Below are 22,091 nucleotides of genomic sequence, written 5' to 3'. Positions count from 1 at the left end.
CCCTTGTATGACTTTCTTCAGCCACCAACACTCACCATGGCACCCAAATGACCAAACACTCTCTGTCTCGCGCTTTTGCCGTAGGAGCCGCGCTCTGCCTGCCCGCCAGCAGCGCATTCACAGCGAACCTCACCCTCAACACCACGTCGTCCCAATCTGAAATTGACGCCGAATACGGCGGTGCAATCCTAGCGCAGGAGCTCAGTGGGAAATACGCCAATTGCACTGTGCTTTATGAGGGCGGCGTCACGCGGGGCGATCTCCAGAGATTTCACGCGCTCTTTGGCTATGATGGCGAAAGCTTCTACAACGGCCTGCCCGACGGCGCCACGCTCTGCTTCAACAGCCCCGGCGGCGACCTGTACGAATCCTTGGTCATCGTAGACTTCCTGCGCGACGCCTTTGCCGACTTGCAAACCTATGTGGCTGACGGAGACCTCTGCGCGTCCGCCTGCTCCAATCTGTTCCTCGCTGGAGCACATACCTTTGAAGGCGAAAGCTACGAAACCATTGCCATGCGCGCCATCGCGCCCACCGCACGTCTTGGCGTGCATGCGCCCCGGATTGTCCTGCCAGATGACGGCGAAACTTATGACGCCGAAGAAGTGGCCGCCGTGTATGACGAAGCCATACGGGACTCCTCCCTCTTGTTTGCTTTTGCGCAAAAGGTCGACGACGAGGGCACACCTTACCTCACCCCATATCTCTACGCACGCAGCATCGAAACACCGCCACATGCGATGTACTATGTCGACACGGTTGGGGACGCGCTGTTTGCCAAAGTCGCAGTGACCGGTATCTCCTACAGCGTCACGCTCGACCGCCAGCTGATCAACACGATATGCGACAACGTTTTTCTGATGGATGACGGCGCGTTTTCCTGGGCCCTGGCGCCCACATGGAAGCCCCATCCGCTGGCCGGTCTCGCGGACATCTGGGCGGAGTTTATGGAAATTGTCTCACTGGAACTGCCTGAAAACCAATCCGAAGACGGGCCGTTTTACACCAGTGACCTCAAAATCGAGCAGCGGGACGGCGCAATCTACGGACACCGCCGCGGCTACCGCACCGGCGGCCCATACGGCGCTGAAGATTGTGTCGTACGCCTGGACACTTCCCGCGAAGTTGGGGAAACCGCCAATTTCGGGACACCCCGCACCGCTTGGGATGCCCGCAGCCGACACCCCATAGACGTGCGGATCGGCTATCAGGCGCCGCGCAGCCCCTACTCTGACCCCGAGCCACAGCACGTGCGCTCCCCCTACGCGTACTGGCAGACCCTTCAACAAGACCAGGACAACCACCTGCACAGCTACGCCGCGCTGATGTTGTTTCCAATGATTCAGTTTCTCAGCGACCTTCCCGTCGCGCCAGAAGAACCAATAGAAGCAGCTGCGACCACAGAAAGCACCGACACGCAATCACTGACCTGCGACGATCTCTGGTACCATCGCAACCGTATTTTCCACGAAAACGGCTACTGTTTTAGCTCCGAGCGCGGCATTGCAACCTTTGGCAACGACAGCTGCTTCACAAAATCCCCCGAAATCTCAGGCCGTGACGCTGAACTACTGAAAATCATCAAACAAGGCGAGAAAGACCTCGGCTGCTGACCAAAGGTCACCTGCACTCAGGCAAAACAATTTCTCACGCCAAACAAAAAAGGGGCGCCAAAGCGTCCCTTTTCTATTTCAAAACCCGCAAGCGTTATAGCTTGTAAATATCACCAAACTTGGCTTCCAAGTAGTCCAGCAACGGCTCCCCAGTTGGTGGCTTGCCAATGGCATGCGCGATGGTATCGGCTGGTTTGCGCAACCCACCGTGCTGCTGCAGATTTTCCCGCAGCCAACCAGTCGCAGCCGACGTGTCCCCCTGCGCCAATTGCGCATCCAGATCTGGGACAGCCACGCGCAGCGCCTCATTCAGGCACCCGGCATAAACGTTGCCCAGCGAATACGTAGGGAAGTAGCCAAACAGGCCCACGGACCAATGCACATCCTGCAACACACCGTTGGAGGGCTTGTCCACCGCATAGCCAAAGTCTGCTTTGAAGCGGTCATTCCACGCCGCTTCAAGATCACCGACAGCCAAATCGCCTAGCATCAAGGCACGTTCCAGATCAAAGCGCAGCATGATATGCAGGTTGTACTGCACCTCATCGGCCTCGGTCCGGATGTAGCCATCATTCACGCGGTTCACGGTACCGTAAAACCCTTCGGCTGAGTCGATGCCAAAGTCGCCAAACTCCGCTTTCATCTGCTCAAACAGCCATCCGGTATAAGCGCGCGAGCGGCCCATCTGGTTCTCGTAAATCCGGCTCTGGCTCTCATGCACGCCCATCGACACACCACGGCCCAGTGGCGTCAAAAGATACGCGTCATCAATGCCTTGCTCATAAGCCGCGTGGCCCACTTCGTGGATTGTGGAATAGAAACAGTTAAACGGATCGCTCTCGCTGGTGCGCGTGGTGATCCGTACATCTTTGCCGGAGCCCGAGCAAAACGGATGGGTCACACAATCAATGCGCCCATGGTCAAAATCATAGCCAAAGCTTGCCGCCAATTTGCTTGTCAGCGCCATCTGCTTGTTCGCCGCGAAGGTGCCGGTCAATTTCTGCGGCGCCTCCGCAGCCAAAACCGCCGCCCGCAACGCCACCAACCGTGGCCGCATCGCGTCAAACATCGCTGCGATTTCTTCGGCGGTCATCTCCGGCTCATAGTCGTCGACCATGGCGTCATAGACATCACCACCGGCGGCCAGCGCCTGACCTTCCTGACGCTTCAGCCCGACAACCTCTTCCAAGGTTGGCAGGAAAGCCGCCACATCTTCATCCGAGCGCGCCTGCGCCCAAATGCCCTGCGCGCGGCTGGTCACCTTGGCAATCTCCGCCGCCAAGTCCGCCGGCACCTTGGAGGTTCGCTCAAACGACTTACGGATATGACGCACCTGCGCGCGACCCACCTCATCCAGCTGCGCCTCATCAATCGCCGCCAGCCACTCGCCAACTTTGGGATCAATCCGGCGCGCGTGCAGCACGCTTTCCATCGCCGCCATCTCTTCGGCGCGTTGGGGCGCGGCCCCGGCTGGCATGATCGCCTCCTGATCCCAGCCCAAACGTCCGGCCACCTCGCCCAACGCCTGCGTGGTGTGGGTAAAGGCCATCAACTGCTCATATGCAGACATTCTTATTTTCCTTCTCTCAGGATGCGTCACGCACCGAGGTTGCAATCGGATAGTGGCTCAGGAACCGCGCCCGCAGGATCAGAACCCAAACCACAACAGCAATGGCTTGGTGCGTAATCGCAATGTGCACCTGTGCTGCGTAGAGCACAGTGGCGATGCCAATCGCAATCTGCACCGCAATTGCGGCAAAGGCAGCATTAAATGCAAACCGCGTGTGCCCATGCGCGGAGCCTTGCCCACGCCGCCAGACCACGACGGCAAAAATCAACAGCAGATAGCCCCACATCCGGTGGATAAACTGCACAAGCCCTGCATTTTCAAAGAAGTTCCGCCACAGCGGCTCTACATAAAAGGCATCCGGTGGGAAAAACTGCCCCGCCATCAAAGGCCAATCGGTATAGCTGCGCCCCGCGTCAATTCCGGCAACCAAAGCGCCCAGCAGTATCTGCACGCCCGTCATATGCAGCAGGCCGGTGGACATGCCAAACAGCTTGGCCTCTTTGCCGCGCCGCGCCTGCATCAGGTCACGCTCACTGCGCCCCAACAGCAAGATGTACCAGGTGATGAAGCCCAAGATCACAAAGGCCAACCCCAGATGCGTCGCCAAACGATAGCTCGCCACCGTGGTCACACCTTCCCCAGAGGTCACGCCACTGGCGACCATCCACCAGCCCACAGCCCCTTGCAGCCCGCCAAGCGCGCCAATCAGGAACAAGCGCCCAGTCCACCCCGTTGGAATTTGCCGCGCAATCGCAAACCCGGCAAAGCCAAGCGCCCAGACAAGACCAATCACACGGCCCAGCTGACGGTGACCCCATTCCCACCAGTAGATGTATTTGAAGTCCTCAAGAGTCATCCAGTTGTTGTCGATCGCCCACTGGTCAATCTGCTTGTATTTGTCGAACTCACCTTGCCAATCCGCCTCGCTCATCGGCGGGATCGCCCCGGTCACGGGACGCCATTCCGTGATCGACAGACCACTGTCGGTCAGGCGAGTCAGCCCGCCCACGGCAATCATCACAAAAACCAGTGCAAACAGGATCATCAGCCAGATGCGAATGCCCCGCCGCGCGCCTTTGGCACCGCTGTCAATCACACCCACCGCACTGGGGGTGTCTTTGGGTCCGTCTTCGCTGACCTCTTCAAAAATGCTGCGTTTCTGGCTCATCGCTGTCTCCAAATCTTGGCGCGAGCCTAGTGGGGCCACGCCGAAGCTTCAACCACTCTCAGATACGATGTGAATGTTTGTTCAGCCTTGCGACAAAAGGCAAATCTCAGCCTTTTTCCTTCCAGCGGACCATCTGTCGCATCACCCCGTGCAACATCTGCACATCCGCGCGGGTCAGCCGCATCCGGCTCCACATATTGCGCAGATTGACCTTCATGCCTTCCGCCTTCTCCTCGGGGAAGAAAAAGCCCGCCTCTTCAAGACGTTCTTCATAGTGCCGCCCCAGCGCGTCCACATCGGCGTTGTTGGCCCAATCGGTCTTGGACATGTCCACGCGCTCATGCACGATGTCCGCGCTCTGACGCCGCCACTCATAGGCGGTCAGCAACACGCACTGCGCCAAATTCAACGAGGCATATTCCGGGTTCACTGGCACATTGATAATCGCATTGGCCCGCGCGATGTCTTCATTTTCAAGTCCAGCCCGCTCTGGTCCAAACAACACCGCAACTTTCTCGCCACGTGCAATCATCTCGGCGGCCTGCTTCATCGCCGTTTCAGGCGTCACCACTGGCTTGGTCAGCCCCCGCGCCCGCGCGGTGGTGGCAAAGACATAATGACAGTCTTCCAGCGCCTGCTCTGTAGTCTCAGTCAAAAACGCCGCATCCAACACCCGGCCAGCACCGGACGCCATCGCCACCGCCCGCTCATTGGGCCAGCCGTCGCGCGGGTCCACCACGCGCATCTTGTCCAACCCAAAATTCAACATCGCCCGCGCCGCGCCACCGATATTTTCCCCCATCTGCGGGCGAACAAGCACAAAGGCGGGCTGTGGCGTGGCACTGGTCATGACGGTCTCCTGAAAAATCCGCCCGCTGATAACGCCCTCACCCTTTCAAAACAAGCCACCCTGCTTCATCTTGCTAAAAATACTCGCGCCGCAGGCAAAAAATCATTTCAACAGGAGAAACCTCAATGGCTTACGACGAAGGACACGCCACCTTGATGCGCGAAGACCTCGCCGACATCGACGGCATCACAGAAAAGAAAATGTTCGGCGGGCTCTGTTTTCTGCATTACAGCAACATGGTTTGCGGCGTGCACAAAGACGGCGGCATGGCCCGCGTGGGCAAACCCCGCGAGGCAGAGGCCCTGGAAATCGAGGGCGTCGACCCGCTCTCCTTCACCGGCCGCAAGATGGGCGGCATGGTGGATCTGTCCGAAGATCTCTTGGGCGACGATACCCGCCGCGCACAGGTGATCGCGCTGGCCTTAACCAACGCACAAAGTCTTCCGCCCAAATAGCCAACTCCCGATAGCCAAGCGCAAAAATCCACGTTATAGCGACGCGATCCAAACCTTCGCACACGACCATCTGGAGCCCGAGCATGTCCGACACAGAGCTGCCGCAGATCTACCTGATCACCCCGCCGGAAATCGAACTCTCCCGCTTCCCTGATCAACTCGCCTCCGTGTTGGACGCCGCCGACATCGCCTGTGTCCGCATGGCGCTGGCCACCAAAGACGAAGACCGCCTGTCACGCGCTGCCGACGCGTTGCGCGAAGTGGCCCATGCCCGCGACGTCGCCATTGTGATCGACGAGCATGTACAACTCTCCGAACGCCTTGGTCTGGATGGCGTACACCTCACCGACGCGGCCCGCTCCGTGGCGAAAACCCGCAAAGAGCTTGGCAAAGACGCCATTGTTGGCGCTTTCTGCGGCGCGTCTTCCCATGAAGGCATGACCGCCGGCGAAAACGGCGCGGATTACGTGGCCTTTGGCCCGGTTGGCAGCACGACACTTGGCGACGGCACCCTTGCAGAAAAAGACCTGTTTGAATGGTGGTCCGCCATGATCGAGGTGCCTGTAGTGGCCGAGGGCGCGCTGAATGCCGACATTATTGCAAAGCTCGCGCCTTTCACCGACTTCTTTGGCATCGGCGAAGAAATCTGGCGCAGCGACGATCCTGTAGCCAGACTCCAAGAGCTACACGCCGCCTTTGGCGCCTAACCTACCGGAGCGCGCATGACCGCACAGGCCCCCTCTCAGCCAGACATCCTCTGCATCGGCTCCGTCCTCTGGGATATCATCGGCCGCGCGCCCAGCCACATGCGTCAAGGCTCCGACGTGCCCGGCCGCATCACCCGCCTGCCGGGTGGCGTGGCCTGGAACATCGCCATGACGCTGGCCCGCTTTGGCCTGCGTCCCGCAGCGCTGTCGGCCATCGGTCAAGATGTGGAAGGCGACGAGCTGATGACCGCCTGCACCGAGATGGGCGCCATTATGGACTACGTCTATCGCTCCGCAGACCTGCCCACCGACACCTATATGGCGGTCGAAGGCAAAAACGGGCTTATTGCCGCCATCGCCGACGCCCACAGCCTTGAGGCGGCAGGCGACAAAATCCTGTCGCCTCTGGAAGACGGCACCCTTGGAAGCGAGGCCGCACCCTACCCCGGCCTCATCGCGCTCGACGGCAACCTGACTCAGCGTCTGCTCGATCAGATCGCCCGCAGCCCGCTGTTCTCCGCCGCCGACCTGCGCGTCGCGCCCGCGTCCCCGGGCAAAGCGGAACGCCTGATGCCCTTCCTGATGCACTCCCGTGCCGTGCTCTATGTGAACCTCGAGGAAGCGGGCTACCTCTGCCAAACCGAGTTCACCTCCTCCGCCGAAGCCGCCGAAGGTCTGCTCGCCCGTGGCGCTGCCCGCGCGCTTGTCACCGATGGCGGCAACTCCGCCTCTGACGGCACGGCGGACGGCGTGTTCACCCAACAACCACCTGCCGTTCTGGTGACCCGGGTCACCGGCGCTGGCGACACCTTCATGGCCGCGCATATCGTAGCCGAATCCCAAAACGCCAGCCGCGAAGACGCGCTTGATCGCGCCCTCACCGCTGCCGCCAAATACGTCTCCGGAGAACACGCCACATGAGCCTCATTTCCCTCGATCTGGTCCTTTCCCCCGAAGTGGAAGAGGCCAAGAAAAACGGCACGCCCATCGTGGCGCTCGAAAGCACGATCATCACCCATGGCATGCCATATCCGCAAAACCTCGAGGTGGCGAAACAGGTCGAAGCCGACATTCGTGCAAAAGGTGCCGTGCCCGCCACCATGGCCGTTTTGAATGGCACCTTGCATGCCGGGCTGACCAACGATCAGCTTGAAGAGCTCGCGCAGGCCAAAAACGTCGCCAAAGTCTCCCGCGCAGACATGCCGGTGATCATGGCGCAAGGCCGCACCGGCGCCACCACCGTGGCTGCCACTATGATTGCAGCGCATTTGGCAGGCATCGACGTCTTTGCCACTGGCGGCATCGGCGGCGTACACAAAGGTGCGGAAGACAGCTTTGACATCTCCGCCGACCTCACTGAATTGGCCCACACCCCGGTCACCGTGGTGGCGGCTGGTGCCAAAGCCATCCTCGACGTGCCCAAAACCCTCGAAGTGCTGGAAACCAACGGCGTGCCAGTCATCACCTACGGCCAAGACAGCTTCCCGGCCTTCTGGTCCGCCACCTCCAATCTCACTTCACCGCTGCGCATGGACAACGCCGCTGACATCGCCGCAGCTCATAAAACACGGGGCGCAATGGCCTTACCAGGCGGTCAGCTGGTCGCCAATCCAATTCCAGCAGCCGACGAAATCCCGGCCTCTGAACTGGCCCCGGTGATTGCCCAAGCCACCGAAGAGGCCGAGGCCCAAGGCGTGACCGGCAAAGACGTCACGCCTTTCCTGCTGGCCCGCATCTTTGAGCTCACCGATGGCAAATCGCTGGTCGCCAATATCGCACTGGTGCGCAACAACGCCCGCCTTGCCGCGGACATCGCCGCCGCCCTCAAGGCTTAAGCCCAAATCTTGCGCAAATAACAGGCTGCCACGGCGTTGTGACACGTCGTGACAGCCGCAAAATGTGGCCCCCAAACAATCGTCATTGCAGCGCCACACACAAATGCCTAACTAAACATCAGGCTGACCCTAGGACCCCTCATGACGACACCTTTTGACGAAAACGAAACACCGCACAAATCCGGCTTCTTTGCCCGCCTGCGGTCCAGCTTTCTCACGGGGATTGTTGTCATTTTGCCCATCGCCATGACCATCTGGCTGGTCTGGACCTTTGTGGGCTGGGTAGATGGATTTGTCCTGCCGCTAATCCCTTCGACAATTCAGCCGGAAAAATACATCGGCATCAACCTGCGCGGCGTAGGGATGATCATCTTCCTGATCTTCACCATCCTTGTAGGCTGGATTGCCAAAGGCCTGATGGGCCGCTCCCTGCTGCGCTTTGCCGAAAACCTCGTCTCGCGCATGCCGGTGGTGCGCTCGATCTACTCCGGTGTGAAACAGATCGCCGAAACCGTTTTTGCCCAAACCGAGCGCAGCTTTGAGAAAGCCTGCCTGATCGAGTACCCGCGTCGCGGAATCTGGGCGATTGGTTTCATCTCCACTAACGCCAAAGGCGAGGTGGCTTACACTGCAGCCACCACCAGCCCATTAATGAGTGTATTTGTACCAACCACTCCGAACCCAACCTCCGGCTTTCTGCTGTTCTTCCCCAAAGACGACATCATCGAACTCGACATGTCCGTGGAAGACGCGGCCAAATTGGTGATTTCCGCTGGATTGGTTTACCCAAACCCCAAAGACCCGACCCAGCCGCCGGAAGAGTGAGACCACTTCATTTAGCCTCAACTCTCACGGGAAATCTCATCTGTGATGGGACGGACGCAGCGCCCCAATCCTGTCGCGCAGCGCCACATCAAGCACGTTCCGCAAGAGACGCTCCGCTTAACTGCCGTACATCTCCGCCAAATCCAGGGTTCCGCGTTCGTTTAGGTCCGCCTTATGCGCACTAAGGAAGTCCTTAGCCGCCGCCTGCCCAGCCTCTTTCAAATGATGCAACACTGACGTCACTGGCCAGCTTTTGGTCGCCACCGACAAGCGGGTCATCAGCGCATCATCGGCAATCATATGCACCTTCACCTCCCGCTTTTCTTCCCGGCTCAGCGCGCCTTGCTCGATCAACCTTTGCACAAATGCTACGGCCCGTAGCTCGCTTAACAACGATGAGTTAAAGCTGATCTCATTGATCCGGTTAGTGATTTGCTGTGGCGTCACCGGCAATGTATCCCGCCGCAGTGGATTGATGTTCACAATCACCACATCCTCCGGCAAATCGCGCCGATACAGCGGCCAGAGCGACGGATTGCCGGTATAGCCGCCATCCCAAAACGCCTCGGTTTTGCCGGTGGTCTCGTCATACACGTTCACCGCCTTAAACAAGGTGGGCAAACAGGCCGAGGCAAGCAAGGCATCGGTGCTGATCTCTCGTCCTTCAAACACCCGCGCCTTGCCCGAACGTACATTGGTGGCACAGACAAACAGTTTCGGTCCGTCCTCGGCACAGACCTGATCAAAACTAAACTGGTCGACAATGTCGCGCAGCGGATGCTCATACAACGGCCCCATGGCATAGGGTGACGTCAGCCGCTGCATCATATCCGCCGCCATAAATGGCCAGCTGTACTCCATCGCCCGGCTCACCAAACCTGGCGGTACCGCCGCAAACCAGGCATCCATGCCCGGCACCTGTGCGGCGCCCATTTGTTGCCAGAACCAATCGAGATTGGCCCGTGCCCCGTCACGCCCATCCTGGAGCAGCCCGGCCTTCAAAGCCGCGCCATTCATCGCGCCCGCAGAGGTGCCGGTGATTCCGGCAATCTCGATGTCTTCGTCTTGCAACAGGACGTCCAACACGCCCCAGGTGAAGGCCCCATGCGCGCCGCCACCCTGCAAGGCCAGATTGATGCGCTTCATGAGGCCATCCTCCCTTTACAACGCGGTCCAGCCGCCATCCACGCTGATCGTGGTGCCGGTGATCTGCGCCGCCGCATCAGACGCCAGGAAGCACACCGTTCCGCCCAACTGCTCGACTGTGGCAAATTCGCGGCTAGGTTGACGCTCCAGCATAACCTTCTTGATCACCTCTTCCCGACCCATGTTGTATTTCTCCATGGTGTCCGGGATCTGCGCCTCCACCAGCGGCGTCAGCACATAGCCCGGGCAAATCGCATTACAGGTGATCGGCTCTTCCGCAGTTTCCAACGCCACCGTCTTGGTCATGCCCACCACGCCATGTTTCGCTGCAACATAGGCCGCCTTATAGGGGCTCGCAGTCAAACCATGCGCACTGGCGATGTTGATCACCCGGCCCCAGCCGCGTTTGCGCATATGCGGCAGCGCCGCCGCCGTGGTGTGAAACGCCGAGTTCATGTTGATTGCGATAATCGCATCCCACTTGTCGACCGGAAACTCGTCAATCGGCGCCACATGCTGAATACCGGCGTTATTCACCAGCACATCGCAGCCGCCCGCATCCTCGATCAGCTTCCGACATTGATCGCCTTTGGACATATCCGCCGCGATGTAGCGCGCGGTGACGCCAAACTCTGCCGCGATTTCCGCTGCCAACGCATGATCTTCCTCGCGATCCGTAAACGAGTTCAGCACCACATCCGCCCCGGCCCGCGCCAATTCCCGCGCCACGCCCAGACCGATTCCCGAATTGCTGCCCGTCACAATCGCCGTTTTGCCCTGCATAGTCATCTGACTTCCCTTCTCATCTCGGTTGAGCGCAGCATATCATGCTGCACCCGCAAAATAAGGGGAATCCGCACCACCCGTAATCTTACGTAAGTCTGCCACTTGGCCAAAACAACGCCCGCGCGAAGCGGGCGTAAAGTTATTGAGGCAGGTTTCATACAGGCAAGAAACCTATCGAGCAGTGACTCCTTTATAGGCGTTACCGCGCCGGTCTCCAAGCTAAAAGTTTGATAAGCCACCAATCCGCCGTTACTTTTTGGGTAAGTAAAAAATCAACCAACAGGATTGTTCAGGCAATGACACCAATACGTTTCCCCAAAGTCACCAGTGCCGCCGCCGCGCTAGCGCTCACACTGGTCGGCACACAAACCCTCGCGGAACCCCAACATGGCATTGCTATGTATGGCGCCCCCGCTTTGCCACAGGATTTTGTGTCCCTGCCCTATGCCAACCCCGACGCCCCCAAAGGTGGCCGTGTGGTCACGGGCAATGGCGGCAGCTTTGATTCCCTGAACCCGTTTGTGCGCAAAGGTGAAGTGCCTTGGCAGCTCCGCTTCTTTGCGGTGGAATCCCTTATGGGGCGCAACTGGGATGAGCCATTCGCCCTATACGGTCTTTTGGCCGAATCGATTGAAACCCCCGAGGACCGCTCTTGGGTCGAATTCACCCTGCGCGAAGAAGCCCGATTCTCTGACGGCAGCCCGGTGACCGTCGAAGACGTGATCTGGTCTTACGAAACCCTCGGTACAATCGGCCACCCGCGGTATCGCGGCTTCTGGGGCAAAGTGGACAAGATCGAGGCCACCGGCGACCGTTCCGTGCGCCTCACCTTTAACACCGAAGACCGGGAACTGGCCCTGATCGCCGGTCTGCGCCCGATCCTGAGCAAAGCGCAGTTCGAGGGCAAATCCTTCGAGGACGCGACGCTCGAAAACTTCCCCATCGGTTCTGCGCCCTACGCCATCTCTGATTTTGAGGCAGGTCGCTATGTAACCCTGACACGCAACGAAGACTACTGGGGCAAAGACCTGCCGTTCCGCAACGGAACTCACAACTTTGACGAGATCAAAATCGACTTCTTCGGCGACAGCTCCGTGATGTTTGAAGCCTTCAAGGCCGGCGAAATCTCCTACGTGCGCGAATTCAACGCGGAAAAATGGGCCTCAAACTACAACTTCCCACTGGCGCAATCCGGCGACGTGGTGAAATCCGAAATCCCGCACCAAAAACCCTCTGGCATCACCGGTTTTGTGATGAACACCCGCAAAGCCCCGCTGGATGACATCCGTGTGCGTGACGCGCTGATGCATGTCTTCAATTTTGAGTTCATCAACGACACGATGACCGGTTCGCGCCAGCCGCGCATCACCTCCTTCTTCTCCGGCTCCCTGCTGGGCATGGACGACGGCCCGGCCCAAGGCCGCGTCGCCGAACTCCTGCAACCCTTCGCGGATGACCTGCCGCCTGAGGCGCTCGCAGGCTACACCCTGCCCACCTCCGACGGCTCCGCCCGCAACCGCGCCAACCTGCGCAAGGCGCTCAACCTGATGGAAGAAGCTGGCTACTCCGTGGTGGACGGCAAATTGCAAAACGCAGATGGCGAAGTGCTCGCGCTGGAAATCCTGCTCAAGCAGGGCGACACAGAGAACAAAGCCATCATCGACATCTATTCCAAGGCGCTCGAAGGGCTTGGCGTGGAGCTGACCGTCACCCAGGTGGACGGCCCGCAATTCACTGAACGCACCGCGGCCTTTGATTTTGACATCACCAACTACCGCCGCGCCCTGTCTCTGTCCCCTGGCAACGAACAGAACCTGTACTGGGGCTCTGCGGCCGCCGATCAAAACGGCTCGCGCAATTTGATGGGTGTAAAATCCCCGGCCATCGACGCGATGATCAACGAGATGCTGACCGCGACATCGCAGGATGATTTTGTCGCCGCCACCAAGGCGCTCGACCGCGTCCTGACCTCTGGCCGCTATGTGATCCCAATCTGGAAATATGCCGTGGGTCGCATCGCGCACCAGAAAGACCTGCACTACCCCAAAGACACTCTGCCGATCTATGGCGACGGGGTGGACTGGCTGCCAGGTGTCTGGTGGCACGAAGAGTAAACGCAACACAGGGCGCCTTCGGGCGCCCTGTTCGTTAACGGGTCACTTACCGGAAAACCGCACCTCCGCAAAACAGTCGCGATACAGACGTAATACAGACGTCAATTTCGCCGCTCGAGTCGAAGGTTAATCCCGTCCCGCGACCGAACCGTCAAATGGGCAATCGGCACCGGCGCATCACCCACCGGCGTGATCCGGAAGTGCTTTAAAATCATCGACAACATCAACACTCCTTCCACCATGGCAAAGCCCGCGCCCGTGCAAACCCGACTGCCTGCTGAGAAAGGCACATAGGCCTCCCGCATACACTGTTTGCCATTGGCCGTTTGCCAACGCATCGGGTCAAAACCGTCCGGATTGTCCCACAACCGCTCCTGCCGATGCAGATGCCAGGGAGAGATAACCACCTGAGATCCCTTGGCAATATCACGATCCCGAAAATGCTCGGGGCAAGTCGCCTCACGCACCATCATTGGCACCGGCGGATACAACCGCAGCGCCTCCCGGAACACATCTCGGCTGATTTTCAACTTGCTGACCGCGCTGAAATCCTCGGTCAAATCCGCGGCTTCTTCCGCGATTCTCTCCTGCCATTCCGGGAACAACGCACAGAGGTACAACGTCCAGGCCAAAGCCGAGGCACTGGTTTCATGTCCCGCCAGGAAAAAGATCGCCACCTGGTCAACCATCTCCTTGGTATCAAAGGCTTTTCCGGTTTCTGGATCAACCGTGGTCATGATCTTTGTCGCCAGATCATCCGGCGCCTCGCCTGCCTGAATGGCCTGCATCCGCTCCTCGGTGAGCAGGGTAATCAAACCTCGAATACTGGCGGCTGTACGCTTGGTGTCCTTTCGGAAAAACCTTGGAAACCAACGCGGTAAAGGCAGAAACGCCCCCAAGTTCACAATCGGCGCGCTACGCTGATAGGTGCGAAATTCTTCAAAAACCCTACCGGCCACCTCATGTTCAATCGGGATGGAGAACAAAGTTCGAAAAATTACATCCGCCGCTGCGTGGCTGGTTTCCTCTTCAATCTCAACAACTTGCCCAACATGGGCGTCCAGACGCGCCACCGCGGCTTCGCTTGCCGCCCACATCGCAGGAAGCGTGTCGCGCAGCCGTCCGCCCTCAAAAGCAGGATCAATAATCCGCCGCTGCCGCTTCCACACCTCGCCATTGGTTATGAACACCGACTCCCCCAAAAGCGGTTTCAGCCCTTCGCTAACACGTTGAGACTTTGGGAAATCATCCGGCCGTTCCTTGAGAACAGTTTTTATTAACGAAGGCTGGTTGATCATGTAGGAGCGGAAAAACGGCGTGCGAAACTCCGCCATCCAGGCGCGATACAACTTGGCAGGCTGCGCCGACAAAAGGTCTTTGCGGAAGAGCTTCACATACTGCCGCAACGTGACTTTTTCAGGCCGCGGCGTTGGTTTTGGAGGAATCATGATGCCACCGAGGTGAATTTATTCACCGGTTTTTCTATGCGAGAGCCCGACGCCCTGCGCCCTTCGTAGCGCTCTTCCAATGTTTTTGGCCCCGCCGTGATACGGAAGTAGTCGTAGTCTCTTGGCCGATCAAAGGCGCAAAGGTACTGAAAATGCAGCCGAAAAAACCGCCACCGCAGTTCCGCCCACCGCTCTTCCGACAGGGTTTGTGTGAAGGCCGCGGAGAACACCAATGGCCACCGCTTGCCCTCTTCGGGCGCGACACCAGATACAGCCACCGGATCACACAGCGCAAAAGCACAGCCATCTCCAGGCGCTGTCACATCAACCCACGCCAATTCAGTACGCTGGCACAAATACGCCAAGTCCGCCCGCAACCGCTCCGCCTTGGGCAGGAAAGACACCATGGGAACCACTTGTCCCAACGACAGAAATCCAAGCGCAAGCCCATCCTCTGGCACACGCCCATTCCGGATCAAATCAGCCAAAACGGACACCGCCAGATGCGCGCCACTGGAATGACCCACCACCAAAACTTCGTCACAGTCCGACTTTAAGGCTTCGGCAATGCGGTCCGCAAACTCCCCCATCCGCGCTTCCAACTCAGGAGGATTTGCGCCCTTGGTGGAGGCCGAATAGGCGTAGTCATGCATCAGATAATAGGCAAAGAATTTGCCATCATGTTTTTGAAACCATTGCAGAATTGGCAAAACCACGATCAGCCCAAACACCGCCGTCCACTCTGGCAAAACCATCGCCAGTCCTTTGCCAATGCCCCAAGCAACAAGCAACGCCAACAGCAGCTGCACCAACAAAAACACCACCGGATAGAGCGCCGCGATCACCGGCCCCTTGCGCAGCTGCATCAGTCGCCACAACGCGCCAGATCCAATATATGTCCAGGCTGTCCGCAGAAGCTGCCCGTAGGTCGACACAATGCCCTGCTCCATGCTGTCGCGCACAATGTCGGACCACACCAGCACCTCTACATCGCTCTGCGTCTCCTGCCCCTCTATATGGCCTGTCACATGCCAGCCATACGGCCCGCCGTCCGCCTTCTTGGGAGACAATGCAATCTCATAGTCAGAAATTCCGGCCTGCGCCGCGCCTTCCTTGCGGTACAGCTCGCGGTAACGGCGCGGGTGAATCGGATCATAGCCCGGAATGTAAAACACCCGACGCGTGCGCACCTGCCTATGATGGGGCTCTTCCATGGCCTGCCTCTCCTTTGAGAGGAGTGTAACCGCTCACTTTGGCAAAATTAAGCCTTATCCGAGGGTTGCGAGCGCCGGAAAGGTCTCCAGAAGCCAATAAGAGAACGTCGAGAACGCCCCGGTAACCATCATGACACCCACGAACAGCAGCAAGCCACCCATGACCTTCTCGATTGTGCCCATGTGGCGCTTGAGTTTGTTCATCACCCCCATTGCCCGATTGAGGAAGATCGCAGCCAGCAGAAACGGAATGCCAAGACCTGCGGCGTAGACGCCAAGCAAGACTGTCCCGCGTGTGATCGACGCTTCCCCAGCCGCCAATGACAGAATCGCGCCGAGCTGTGGCCCGATGCAAGGTGTCCAGCCAAAGGCAAACGCGAGACCCAGAACATAGGCCCCAAAGGCAGATCCGCCGGACTCCCCCGTCTCAATGCGTGCTTCGCGATCCAGGAATGGGATACGAAACACGTTCAGAAAATGCAGACCAAAGACGATCACAACGCCGCCTGCGATCTTGCTGAAAAGCTCCTGATTTTGTAGGAAAAACGCCCCAAACGCCGAGGCTGTAAAGCCGAGGAACAGAAATACCGTCGACAAGCCCATCACAAAGAATAAGGCCGCTACAATCGCCTTGCGCCGCGCCTCTTGTTCTGTGGTGAGCTCTGACATGCTGACGCCGCTCATATAGGCCAAATAGGGCGGCACAATGGGCAGAACACAAGGACTGAGAAACGAGATCATTCCCGCCGCCAGCGCCACAAACATCGCAGGCAAAAGCCCCGCGTCGATGATATCGATTCCAAACATGTCCCACCCTTAGACCACCCTCCAAAGAAGGTCACGTGCACAGGTGGTCACATCCCTGTGGACAGACCGTAACATCCTGCCTATGTCCGTCTTATGGATTTGGAAGTTGATGCAATTGGCCTGTTGTGCCCCCTGCCTGTTTTGCGCCTGCGCAAACGTATGGAACCCCTAAAGTCTGGCGCGAAAGTGCTGCTGCTGGCAGATGATCCGGCGGCCATTGTGGACGTGCCACATTTCTGTAACGAGGCCGGACACGCCTTTGTCAGCATGACAGAAGCAGATGGTCAATTGCAGTTCATCGTGCAAAAAGGCTGATTTGGATCAGCAACTTACGACAAAATCAACGCGAACGCGCAGTTTTGATCTTCACCGGAATGCTGACTTAAGGGTTTGTGGCGGTGGTGCCCGTCTTTCAAACGAACCGGGGATCGTTTCATGGCTGAACGCCCTTTCGCATCTCTTACGAGGTGCTGCCGGTTGACGCCAAAGGTGAAGACGTGTCGGTGATCTGCTATCAACGACTGTTTTAGGTCCTCCTCTCCTGCCAACTACAACTAGACATTGGTCGCGAACGAAACGATGTCCATTGCGGACTCGAAGCAGTCATCTGAGTATTTTTGTCAAATGACTGGTTTGGAACGTTAAGCCGCCATTGAGAGAGCGCGATCAATCGGAGATCAAATCCTCGATTTCCTTCTCGATCCCGACCAGATCGTTGATCACCTTGCGCATTTCTTGCCATTCTCGCGTCCGCATGCCGTGCCTGTACGCTGGATTGGCCTTGCCAGGGCCGTGATCGCCGCGGGCACCATGGAACCGGCACACCGTCCATCCTTTCACAGCCGGGCCTTTGCAGCGCTCTCCGGTTCGTTTTGAGGTCGCTGTGCATCTCGGAGCTGCATGCTCCTTGCTCATGGGGTTGTCGTCACATTTCATCTTCAACCATCCCCCGGGTGGTGACGTCGCCGACGATCGCCTGTCCGCCGCTCTCAACGTTCACCCGCTCGACACGCACAGTTTGCTTGCCTCCATTGCGATGCTTGCGCAGCGTCTCAACCTGTGCCGCATAGGTCCGCGCCAGCTTGTTGTACCCCGTGTAATGGGCGTTCACTTGATCGACGTTTTCGGCATTCGCCAACCATCGAGCCGACCGCACCATTGCCACATGTGTTGCCGCCATCTGCACTGCCAACAGGCGTTCAACGGTGTCGCGCGGTTTAAACTCGGCAACCATAAAAGCCGGAAGAATGTCGAAGCAAGAAAATTGACAGAGAAACAAAGCCCAAGGCTATCTTTACCTATCCGATAGAACTGAAAGAACAGCGCAAGTGGCGGAGGTATCGGAACTGGGATCTGAATTTTTCTGGTCTCAAGTATCTAGTGGGACGAATGTCGTTCAAAGGCTGCTTGCCAGCAATCAAACGAATTATGAACTCACTCGTCACCCTAGCTTTTCCCGTCGGTCGCGCATGCTGATAAGCCAAAAGTATCCATTGCATTCCCTAGTGTCGCCGCATCACGAAACTCGCGACCCAAAATTAGCAGTGCGATTTGGGCTCGGTCTAGAAACGCCCAATACAAAATCAGCCCGTGTAAGAGACCAAAATATCAGTGTGCAAGCCATCGAAATGGTTGAGCTGGAGTGAACTCTTTGGAAACGTCTCCGGCCAAAATTGGATGATCTTTCAAGCATAGCTTCATAGGCTTACTGCGTTCCGCAAGATCCAAGTTCTCTATATCTACCCAGAACGCATTCGGGCTGACTGCAGACTCGTAATAGTAACGTCCTGCGTCATGGTCCGCTACCGAGCGCCAGATTGTACTTGCGATGTTTGGTGCATTTGCATCTGTTATGCCGAGCGGAACAGACGCGTTTCGTATAATCGAGAATGCCGCAGACGTCGCCAGCCTCGGATCTTCGAATTTGGGCACCGATTGCAGATAGAACGAGGTTCTTACAAATCTGTCAGCCGCACGGTTTGTACCCGGCAACATCGACAACCCACCAATTTGTCCCCAATAGGCCGTGAGCGCGAGTTGTTCATCGTAAGTTGGAGAATTGGTCATAACCGCGTACTCGCCACCATGATGTACAACGAGTTTGCCGTTAACGTATTCAAAAATCGCCGATCCCCCAATTTTGTCTGACAACGAAAGGTGCAAACCCGCGGCTTTTCCATTGGGAAGCGCTGGGTCAATCATTTGAAAAGGTTCATCGGAAAGACCCATGACCGCTTCGGCGACGGTTGCATAACTGTCTAATGCGTATTGTGCCCAGGCACCCACTGAGAGCTTTGGTTTTCCATCGCTGGTCTCGGTGGCATAATCCGCCTCGGCCAAGTAGAGCAGATTTGCAACCAGACCGGCTTCGTTCATACCGTCCGCCGTTCCCACGTCGTAGCCTGAAAGAGTGATTGATCCATACTTTGATGTCCACTTGATCGACCCTTCCCCAAGGCCACCATCCCTTTCCATACCCTTAGGAAAGGCCCACAAATCAGAGCCAAGATCCTCATACCAATCCATACTTCTTGCTGTAATGAAGGCTTTTTTAGCTGTTTCGTACAAAAGGCGAGTGCACATGTTCCACCCCATTCCCTTTTTGTTTCAAACCACCATTCCCAAATTCACGAAAACGTTTTGTCCTAGGAATGTCTGTTTACTTACACGTCGATTGAAGGTGCAAGCTGTTCGTCTTGCAAGCGCAGCGTCCACGATGAATGGCTGTGGTATAAACGAAATCGTTGGTAAACTCGCATGACAGGCGGTCCGTTGCAAGTGCTTTTCAGGCTTCATACGCTGTGTCTTCGCAAAACAGAGGATGGAACCCAGTGGCCAACCGCTAGCCTAACAATTGCATTTTGGGACAACCCTTAGGACCACCTCATGGTCGCTAAGTGAAGCGCTAAAAACTCGAAAATACCACTGGTTGATTCAATGATCTGATTTTCCAGACCCTCGTCCTCAACTTGAAAAGCTCATTGGAAGTGAACAGCTTCTAAGTTGGCTAGAATGACCCCATCGGCATCGACCAAAACGAGTTTCTCGTGGTCAATTTCAAATTTCACAACGCGATCAAGCAGCTTCAGAAGATCTTGTTCCGCATTCGCCAGCGGCTCCACGCATGCCATCTTGGTTGAAGCCACGGCTTCAATCTTTAAAGTGTCACCGTCTTGCGCGAACCCAGCCGAAATCTTGTTACAACCAACCGTTGCCACCAAGCCGTTGCCTTCACCGCTACGGAAAATGATGTGCGGTTCCCGGCGGTTATTAACCACGACCACGTCTTTTCCAAAGATCGAGGTTATTTTCCAGTAAGTATTTACCAGGGGCATATCAGGCATCATACCCTCACAGACCAACGTACCGTCTATTTGCGCAGTTTCATCACCAGACTTCAGGTCACATCCTGTCGTTGCGCTTATCCAATCACGCAGTTTGTTTACATCGGTATACCTGATGTTTTCGGTCTCTTCGATGCCGGTTGCGTTCGCCTTAACGCCCCCTTTCACGATACCCGCTATAAGATAATCATCACCATCGACCCCACCAAGGACAAACAAAGGGCCGCCGGAATCGCCGTAGCCTGCTCTTTGAGTTGAACCCGGGATACCAACGCAAAAATCATGAAGATCATCGTAATCAACCCGTGGCGAGTTGCACAAAGAGGTTTCTGTCACTTTGGAACTATAAAATAAAAGCGGGTCTCCCTCATGGCCTTGCCCAAGACCTACAGTGGTTGTTGCAGTCCCAACTGCAAGGTCGCCATCAAAGATATGCGCTATCTGAGCACCATAGAGCGTTGCGTCGGCTTCCAACTCCAGTAGAGCTGCATCCACGCGCTCATGCCCCAGCTTGGCAGGTGCAAGAATATAGTCCACGACGCGTAATTTCTTTTCGAACAGGCCGTCAACGCCCAAGTTTACGCCCACAAAGACCGGTTCACCACCGTTCAAGACCGCCTCGTAGGCAGGCCGACAATGGTTGGCGGTCAACACCCAATTCGGCGCAATCAATGTGCCACCGCAGGCGTTAATTTCTTTTCCATTTTGGCTTGGAAAGGGGCTGATAGCACGGATCGAGACGTAGGATCGAAATGCTTCTGTATCTGCTTCAGTCCCGTCAATGATAGCCATTGCAGGCGTACACAGCCACATCATGGCTACATAGATCAAATGCCTGACACTCATGTTCAACACCCCTCCTATCCACCGTAAGCATATTGGGAGTAATTTTGCTGATACAATATTTTGTGACGCTTCGTCATCGTTGCGATGTTTGGCCTTCCACCGCTGAAATTGTTGACAGATTTTACGCCGGGCAATTCATAAGCGCGCAGCACAGGTCGTTGGCCCAGCGAGCAAACGATTGCAATGCCTGCCCCGGCTTAGCCCCACTTCAGAGGTCATGGTAGAAGGTGCTGAATAATTAAAATATGCCCCTACTATCTTGTGCCTACCGAATGCTATGGTCGCTCTAAAGCATATTTTTGAACAGGAGATAGCTGTGCGTGATTGGGTTTCAGAAGCTGTCAGGAAGATTGAAGCCGACTACCAACGCTCCGCAGACACGCATCTTTTCAAGTTGGATATCCCTAAACTCAAGGATGTCGATATCTACCTCAAAGATGAAAGCACTCATCCGACGGGGAGTTTAAAACATCGCCTCGCCCGTTCCTTGTTTCTTTACGCATTGTGCAACGGCAAAATCTGCAACACCACGACCATTGTCGAAGCGTCCTCTGGAAGCACAGCAGTTTCAGAGGCCTATTTTGCGCGCATGCTTGGCTTGCCGTTCATCGCTGTCATGCCAAGGAGCACCGCAAAAAGTAAGGTCAAGAATATCACTCTGTTCGGTGGCCAGTGTCATTTTGTAGACAGTGCAACCCAAATGCACGATGCGGCTACAGCATTGGCAAACCAAACCGGCGGCTATTTCATGGACCAATTCATGTTTGCCGAACGGGCAACGGATTGGCGCGGCAACAACAACATAGCGGAAAGCATTTTTCTGCAGATGGAAAGAGAGCCGCACCCAATCCCGCACACTCTCGTCATGAGCGCAGGGACAGGCGGGACATCAGCAACCCTTGGCCGCTATATTCGATATCGCGGTCACGAGACACGCCTGGTTGTCGTCGACCCTGAGGACTCTGTCTTTTACGACAGCTACGTTCAGAAACGTCCTGATCTCCACATCACTTCCTCAAGCCGGGTCGAGGGAATTGGGCGACCCAAGGTCGAAAAATCTTTTCAGCCTGATGTCATCGATTCCATGATCAAAGTGCCCGATGCCGCCAGTGTGGCAACCATACTGTGGCTGGAAAAACTTATCGGCCGAAGAGCCGGCGCATCAACAGGCACTAATCTTTGGGGCGCCCTGAATGTTGCAAGAGAGATGATGGAAAAAGGCTTGTCGGGATCAGTTGTATCGATCATGTGTGATGGTGGTGATCGCTACATGGACACCTATTACAACCCCGACTGGGTCCATGAAAGAATTGGAAAGACTTGCCTTTACGTCAGTGAACTTGAACAGTGGCTTTGATCATGC

21 protein-coding genes are annotated in these 22,091 nt (G+C 56.7%); 9 read left to right on the top strand and 12 right to left on the bottom strand.

Annotated features, from left to right (window positions below; translation table 11 throughout):
• The first annotated feature begins 47 nt into the window (after positions 1-47).
• Positions 48-1,613 carry a YARHG domain-containing protein gene (locus SIB38_RS13295; RefSeq protein WP_412550347.1) on the top strand — a complete coding sequence of 522 codons (1,566 nt, stop codon included), beginning with the start codon at positions 48-50 and terminating at the stop codon, positions 1,611-1,613.
• 94 nt (positions 1,614-1,707) lie between these two features.
• On the opposite strand, the gene SIB38_RS13290 is transcribed toward SIB38_RS13295, so the two are convergent.
• The 3 genes from SIB38_RS13290 to SIB38_RS13280 all read right to left on the bottom strand — a co-directional run bounded on the left by SIB38_RS13290 (position 1,708) and on the right by SIB38_RS13280 (position 5,201).
• A complete protein-coding gene (locus tag SIB38_RS13290; protein WP_294119244.1) occupies positions 1,708-3,183 on the bottom strand; it encodes a carboxypeptidase M32 in 1,476 nt (491 codons plus the stop codon).
• Positions 3,184-3,199: 16 nt separating this feature from the next.
• Positions 3,200-4,351: a heme A synthase gene (gene ctaA / locus SIB38_RS13285; protein WP_294119243.1), complete on the bottom strand. Its 1,152-nt coding sequence runs from the start codon at positions 4,349-4,351 to the stop codon at positions 3,200-3,202.
• A 106-nt stretch (positions 4,352-4,457) separates the two neighbouring features.
• Complete coding sequence (locus SIB38_RS13280; protein WP_294119242.1) at positions 4,458-5,201, bottom strand: RNA methyltransferase; 744 nt, start codon at positions 5,199-5,201, stop codon at positions 4,458-4,460.
• 125 nt (positions 5,202-5,326) lie between these two features.
• On the opposite strand from SIB38_RS13280, the gene SIB38_RS13275 reads away from it, so the two are divergent.
• The 5 genes from SIB38_RS13275 to SIB38_RS13255 all read left to right on the top strand — a co-directional run bounded on the left by SIB38_RS13275 (position 5,327) and on the right by SIB38_RS13255 (position 9,023).
• The gene (locus SIB38_RS13275) at positions 5,327-5,656 is read left to right on the top strand and encodes a TfoX/Sxy family protein (protein WP_412550346.1); all 330 of its coding nucleotides are present in this window, start codon (positions 5,327-5,329) and stop codon (positions 5,654-5,656) included.
• 83 nt (positions 5,657-5,739) lie between these two features.
• Positions 5,740-6,363 carry a thiamine phosphate synthase gene (locus tag SIB38_RS13270; RefSeq protein ID WP_294119239.1) on the top strand — a complete coding sequence of 208 codons (624 nt, stop codon included), beginning with the start codon at positions 5,740-5,742 and terminating at the stop codon, positions 6,361-6,363.
• Between the two features lie 15 nt (positions 6,364-6,378).
• Complete coding sequence (locus SIB38_RS13265) at positions 6,379-7,284, top strand: PfkB family carbohydrate kinase (RefSeq protein ID WP_412550345.1); 906 nt, start codon at positions 6,379-6,381, stop codon at positions 7,282-7,284.
• Complete coding sequence (locus tag SIB38_RS13260) at positions 7,281-8,198, top strand: pseudouridine-5'-phosphate glycosidase (protein WP_294119236.1); 918 nt, start codon at positions 7,281-7,283, stop codon at positions 8,196-8,198. Before SIB38_RS13265 ends, SIB38_RS13260 begins: the two co-directional genes overlap by 4 nt.
• A 141-nt stretch (positions 8,199-8,339) precedes the next feature.
• The gene (locus tag SIB38_RS13255; RefSeq protein WP_294119235.1) at positions 8,340-9,023 is read left to right on the top strand and encodes a DUF502 domain-containing protein; all 684 of its coding nucleotides are present in this window, start codon (positions 8,340-8,342) and stop codon (positions 9,021-9,023) included.
• Positions 9,024-9,140: 117 nt separating this feature from the next.
• On the opposite strand, the gene SIB38_RS13250 is transcribed toward SIB38_RS13255, so the two are convergent.
• Positions 9,141-10,169, bottom strand: a complete 1,029-nt coding sequence (locus SIB38_RS13250; RefSeq protein ID WP_412550344.1) for a patatin-like phospholipase family protein — start codon at positions 10,167-10,169, stop codon at positions 9,141-9,143.
• Positions 10,170-10,184: 15 nt separating this feature from the next.
• Positions 10,185-10,958: a 3-hydroxybutyrate dehydrogenase gene (locus SIB38_RS13245; protein WP_412550343.1), complete on the bottom strand. Its 774-nt coding sequence runs from the start codon at positions 10,956-10,958 to the stop codon at positions 10,185-10,187.
• 293 nt (positions 10,959-11,251) lie between these two features.
• On the opposite strand from SIB38_RS13245, the gene SIB38_RS13240 reads away from it, so the two are divergent.
• Positions 11,252-13,069 (top strand): extracellular solute-binding protein, encoded by a 1,818-nt coding sequence (locus tag SIB38_RS13240; RefSeq protein ID WP_412550342.1) that lies wholly within the window; start codon positions 11,252-11,254, stop codon positions 13,067-13,069.
• A 101-nt stretch (positions 13,070-13,170) separates the two neighbouring features.
• Here the strand turns inward: SIB38_RS13240 and SIB38_RS13235 are convergent, their stop codons facing one another.
• Genes SIB38_RS13235 through SIB38_RS13225 form a run of 3 tightly spaced genes read right to left on the bottom strand, consistent with a single transcriptional unit; the run spans position 13,171 to position 16,538 of the window.
• Positions 13,171-14,517: a cytochrome P450 gene (locus SIB38_RS13235; protein ID WP_412550341.1), complete on the bottom strand. Its 1,347-nt coding sequence runs from the start codon at positions 14,515-14,517 to the stop codon at positions 13,171-13,173.
• Complete coding sequence (locus SIB38_RS13230) at positions 14,514-15,731, bottom strand: hypothetical protein (protein WP_412550340.1); 1,218 nt, start codon at positions 15,729-15,731, stop codon at positions 14,514-14,516. Before SIB38_RS13230 ends, SIB38_RS13235 begins: the two co-directional genes overlap by 4 nt.
• Before the next feature lie 54 nt (positions 15,732-15,785).
• Complete coding sequence (locus tag SIB38_RS13225) at positions 15,786-16,538, bottom strand: cytochrome c biogenesis CcdA family protein (protein WP_412550339.1); 753 nt, start codon at positions 16,536-16,538, stop codon at positions 15,786-15,788.
• 93 nt (positions 16,539-16,631) lie between these two features.
• On the opposite strand from SIB38_RS13225, the gene SIB38_RS13220 reads away from it, so the two are divergent.
• Positions 16,632-16,853, top strand: a complete 222-nt coding sequence (locus tag SIB38_RS13220) for a sulfurtransferase TusA family protein (RefSeq protein ID WP_294119226.1) — start codon at positions 16,632-16,634, stop codon at positions 16,851-16,853.
• Positions 16,854-17,204: 351 nt separating this feature from the next.
• Here the strand turns inward: SIB38_RS13220 and SIB38_RS13215 are convergent, their stop codons facing one another.
• The 4 genes from SIB38_RS13215 to SIB38_RS13200 all read right to left on the bottom strand — a co-directional run bounded on the left by SIB38_RS13215 (position 17,205) and on the right by SIB38_RS13200 (position 20,728).
• Positions 17,205-17,378 (bottom strand): hypothetical protein, encoded by a 174-nt coding sequence (locus tag SIB38_RS13215; protein ID WP_412550338.1) that lies wholly within the window; start codon positions 17,376-17,378, stop codon positions 17,205-17,207.
• 85 nt (positions 17,379-17,463) lie between these two features.
• Entirely contained in the window at positions 17,464-17,772 is a 309-nt protein-coding gene (locus SIB38_RS13210) for a hypothetical protein (RefSeq protein ID WP_294119223.1), read from the bottom strand.
• A 374-nt stretch (positions 17,773-18,146) separates the two neighbouring features.
• Positions 18,147-19,121, bottom strand: coding sequence for a linear amide C-N hydrolase (locus tag SIB38_RS13205; RefSeq protein WP_412550337.1), 975 nt, complete (start codon positions 19,119-19,121; stop codon positions 18,147-18,149).
• A 395-nt stretch (positions 19,122-19,516) separates the two neighbouring features.
• Positions 19,517-20,728 carry an META domain-containing protein gene (locus SIB38_RS13200; protein WP_412552044.1) on the bottom strand — a complete coding sequence of 404 codons (1,212 nt, stop codon included), beginning with the start codon at positions 20,726-20,728 and terminating at the stop codon, positions 19,517-19,519.
• A gap of 316 nt (positions 20,729-21,044) precedes the next feature.
• On the opposite strand from SIB38_RS13200, the gene SIB38_RS13195 reads away from it, so the two are divergent.
• Entirely contained in the window at positions 21,045-22,085 is a 1,041-nt protein-coding gene (locus SIB38_RS13195) for a PLP-dependent cysteine synthase family protein (RefSeq protein WP_294119216.1), read from the top strand.
• Positions 22,086-22,091: the final 6 nt, after the last annotated feature.

The organism is Shimia sp. MIT910701 (assembly GCF_047126315.1).
In the GTDB taxonomy this organism is placed as follows: Bacteria; Pseudomonadota; Alphaproteobacteria; order Rhodobacterales; family Rhodobacteraceae; genus Shimia.
This window is presented reverse-complemented; position numbering and strand designations above follow the sequence as displayed.

Coding starts and splice junctions, on each gene's coding strand:
- SIB38_RS13290 (WP_294119244.1), bottom strand. CDS start 3,183: ATGTCTGCATATGAGCAGTTGATGGCCTTTACCCACACCACGCAGGCG.
- SIB38_RS13270 (WP_294119239.1), top strand. CDS start 5,740: ATGTCCGACACAGAGCTGCCGCAGATCTACCTGATCACCCCGCCGGAA.
- SIB38_RS13280 (WP_294119242.1), bottom strand. CDS start 5,201: ATGACCAGTGCCACGCCACAGCCCGCCTTTGTGCTTGTTCGCCCGCAG.
- SIB38_RS13240 (WP_412550342.1), top strand. CDS start 11,252: ATGACACCAATACGTTTCCCCAAAGTCACCAGTGCCGCCGCCGCGCTA.
- SIB38_RS13265 (WP_412550345.1), top strand. CDS start 6,379: ATGACCGCACAGGCCCCCTCTCAGCCAGACATCCTCTGCATCGGCTCC.
- SIB38_RS13200 (WP_412552044.1), bottom strand. CDS start 20,728: ATGAGTGTCAGGCATTTGATCTATGTAGCCATGATGTGGCTGTGTACG.
- SIB38_RS13235 (WP_412550341.1), bottom strand. CDS start 14,517: ATGATTCCTCCAAAACCAACGCCGCGGCCTGAAAAAGTCACGTTGCGG.
- SIB38_RS13255 (WP_294119235.1), top strand. CDS start 8,340: ATGACGACACCTTTTGACGAAAACGAAACACCGCACAAATCCGGCTTC.
- ctaA (WP_294119243.1), bottom strand. CDS start 4,351: ATGAGCCAGAAACGCAGCATTTTTGAAGAGGTCAGCGAAGACGGACCC.
- SIB38_RS13260 (WP_294119236.1), top strand. CDS start 7,281: ATGAGCCTCATTTCCCTCGATCTGGTCCTTTCCCCCGAAGTGGAAGAG.
- SIB38_RS13205 (WP_412550337.1), bottom strand. CDS start 19,121: ATGTGCACTCGCCTTTTGTACGAAACAGCTAAAAAAGCCTTCATTACA.
- SIB38_RS13230 (WP_412550340.1), bottom strand. CDS start 15,731: ATGGAAGAGCCCCATCATAGGCAGGTGCGCACGCGTCGGGTGTTTTAC.
- SIB38_RS13210 (WP_294119223.1), bottom strand. CDS start 17,772: ATGGTTGCCGAGTTTAAACCGCGCGACACCGTTGAACGCCTGTTGGCA.
- SIB38_RS13220 (WP_294119226.1), top strand. CDS start 16,632: ATGGATTTGGAAGTTGATGCAATTGGCCTGTTGTGCCCCCTGCCTGTT.
- SIB38_RS13250 (WP_412550344.1), bottom strand. CDS start 10,169: ATGAAGCGCATCAATCTGGCCTTGCAGGGTGGCGGCGCGCATGGGGCC.
- SIB38_RS13275 (WP_412550346.1), top strand. CDS start 5,327: ATGGCTTACGACGAAGGACACGCCACCTTGATGCGCGAAGACCTCGCC.
- SIB38_RS13295 (WP_412550347.1), top strand. CDS start 48: ATGACCAAACACTCTCTGTCTCGCGCTTTTGCCGTAGGAGCCGCGCTC.
- SIB38_RS13245 (WP_412550343.1), bottom strand. CDS start 10,958: ATGACTATGCAGGGCAAAACGGCGATTGTGACGGGCAGCAATTCGGGA.
- SIB38_RS13225 (WP_412550339.1), bottom strand. CDS start 16,538: ATGTTTGGAATCGATATCATCGACGCGGGGCTTTTGCCTGCGATGTTT.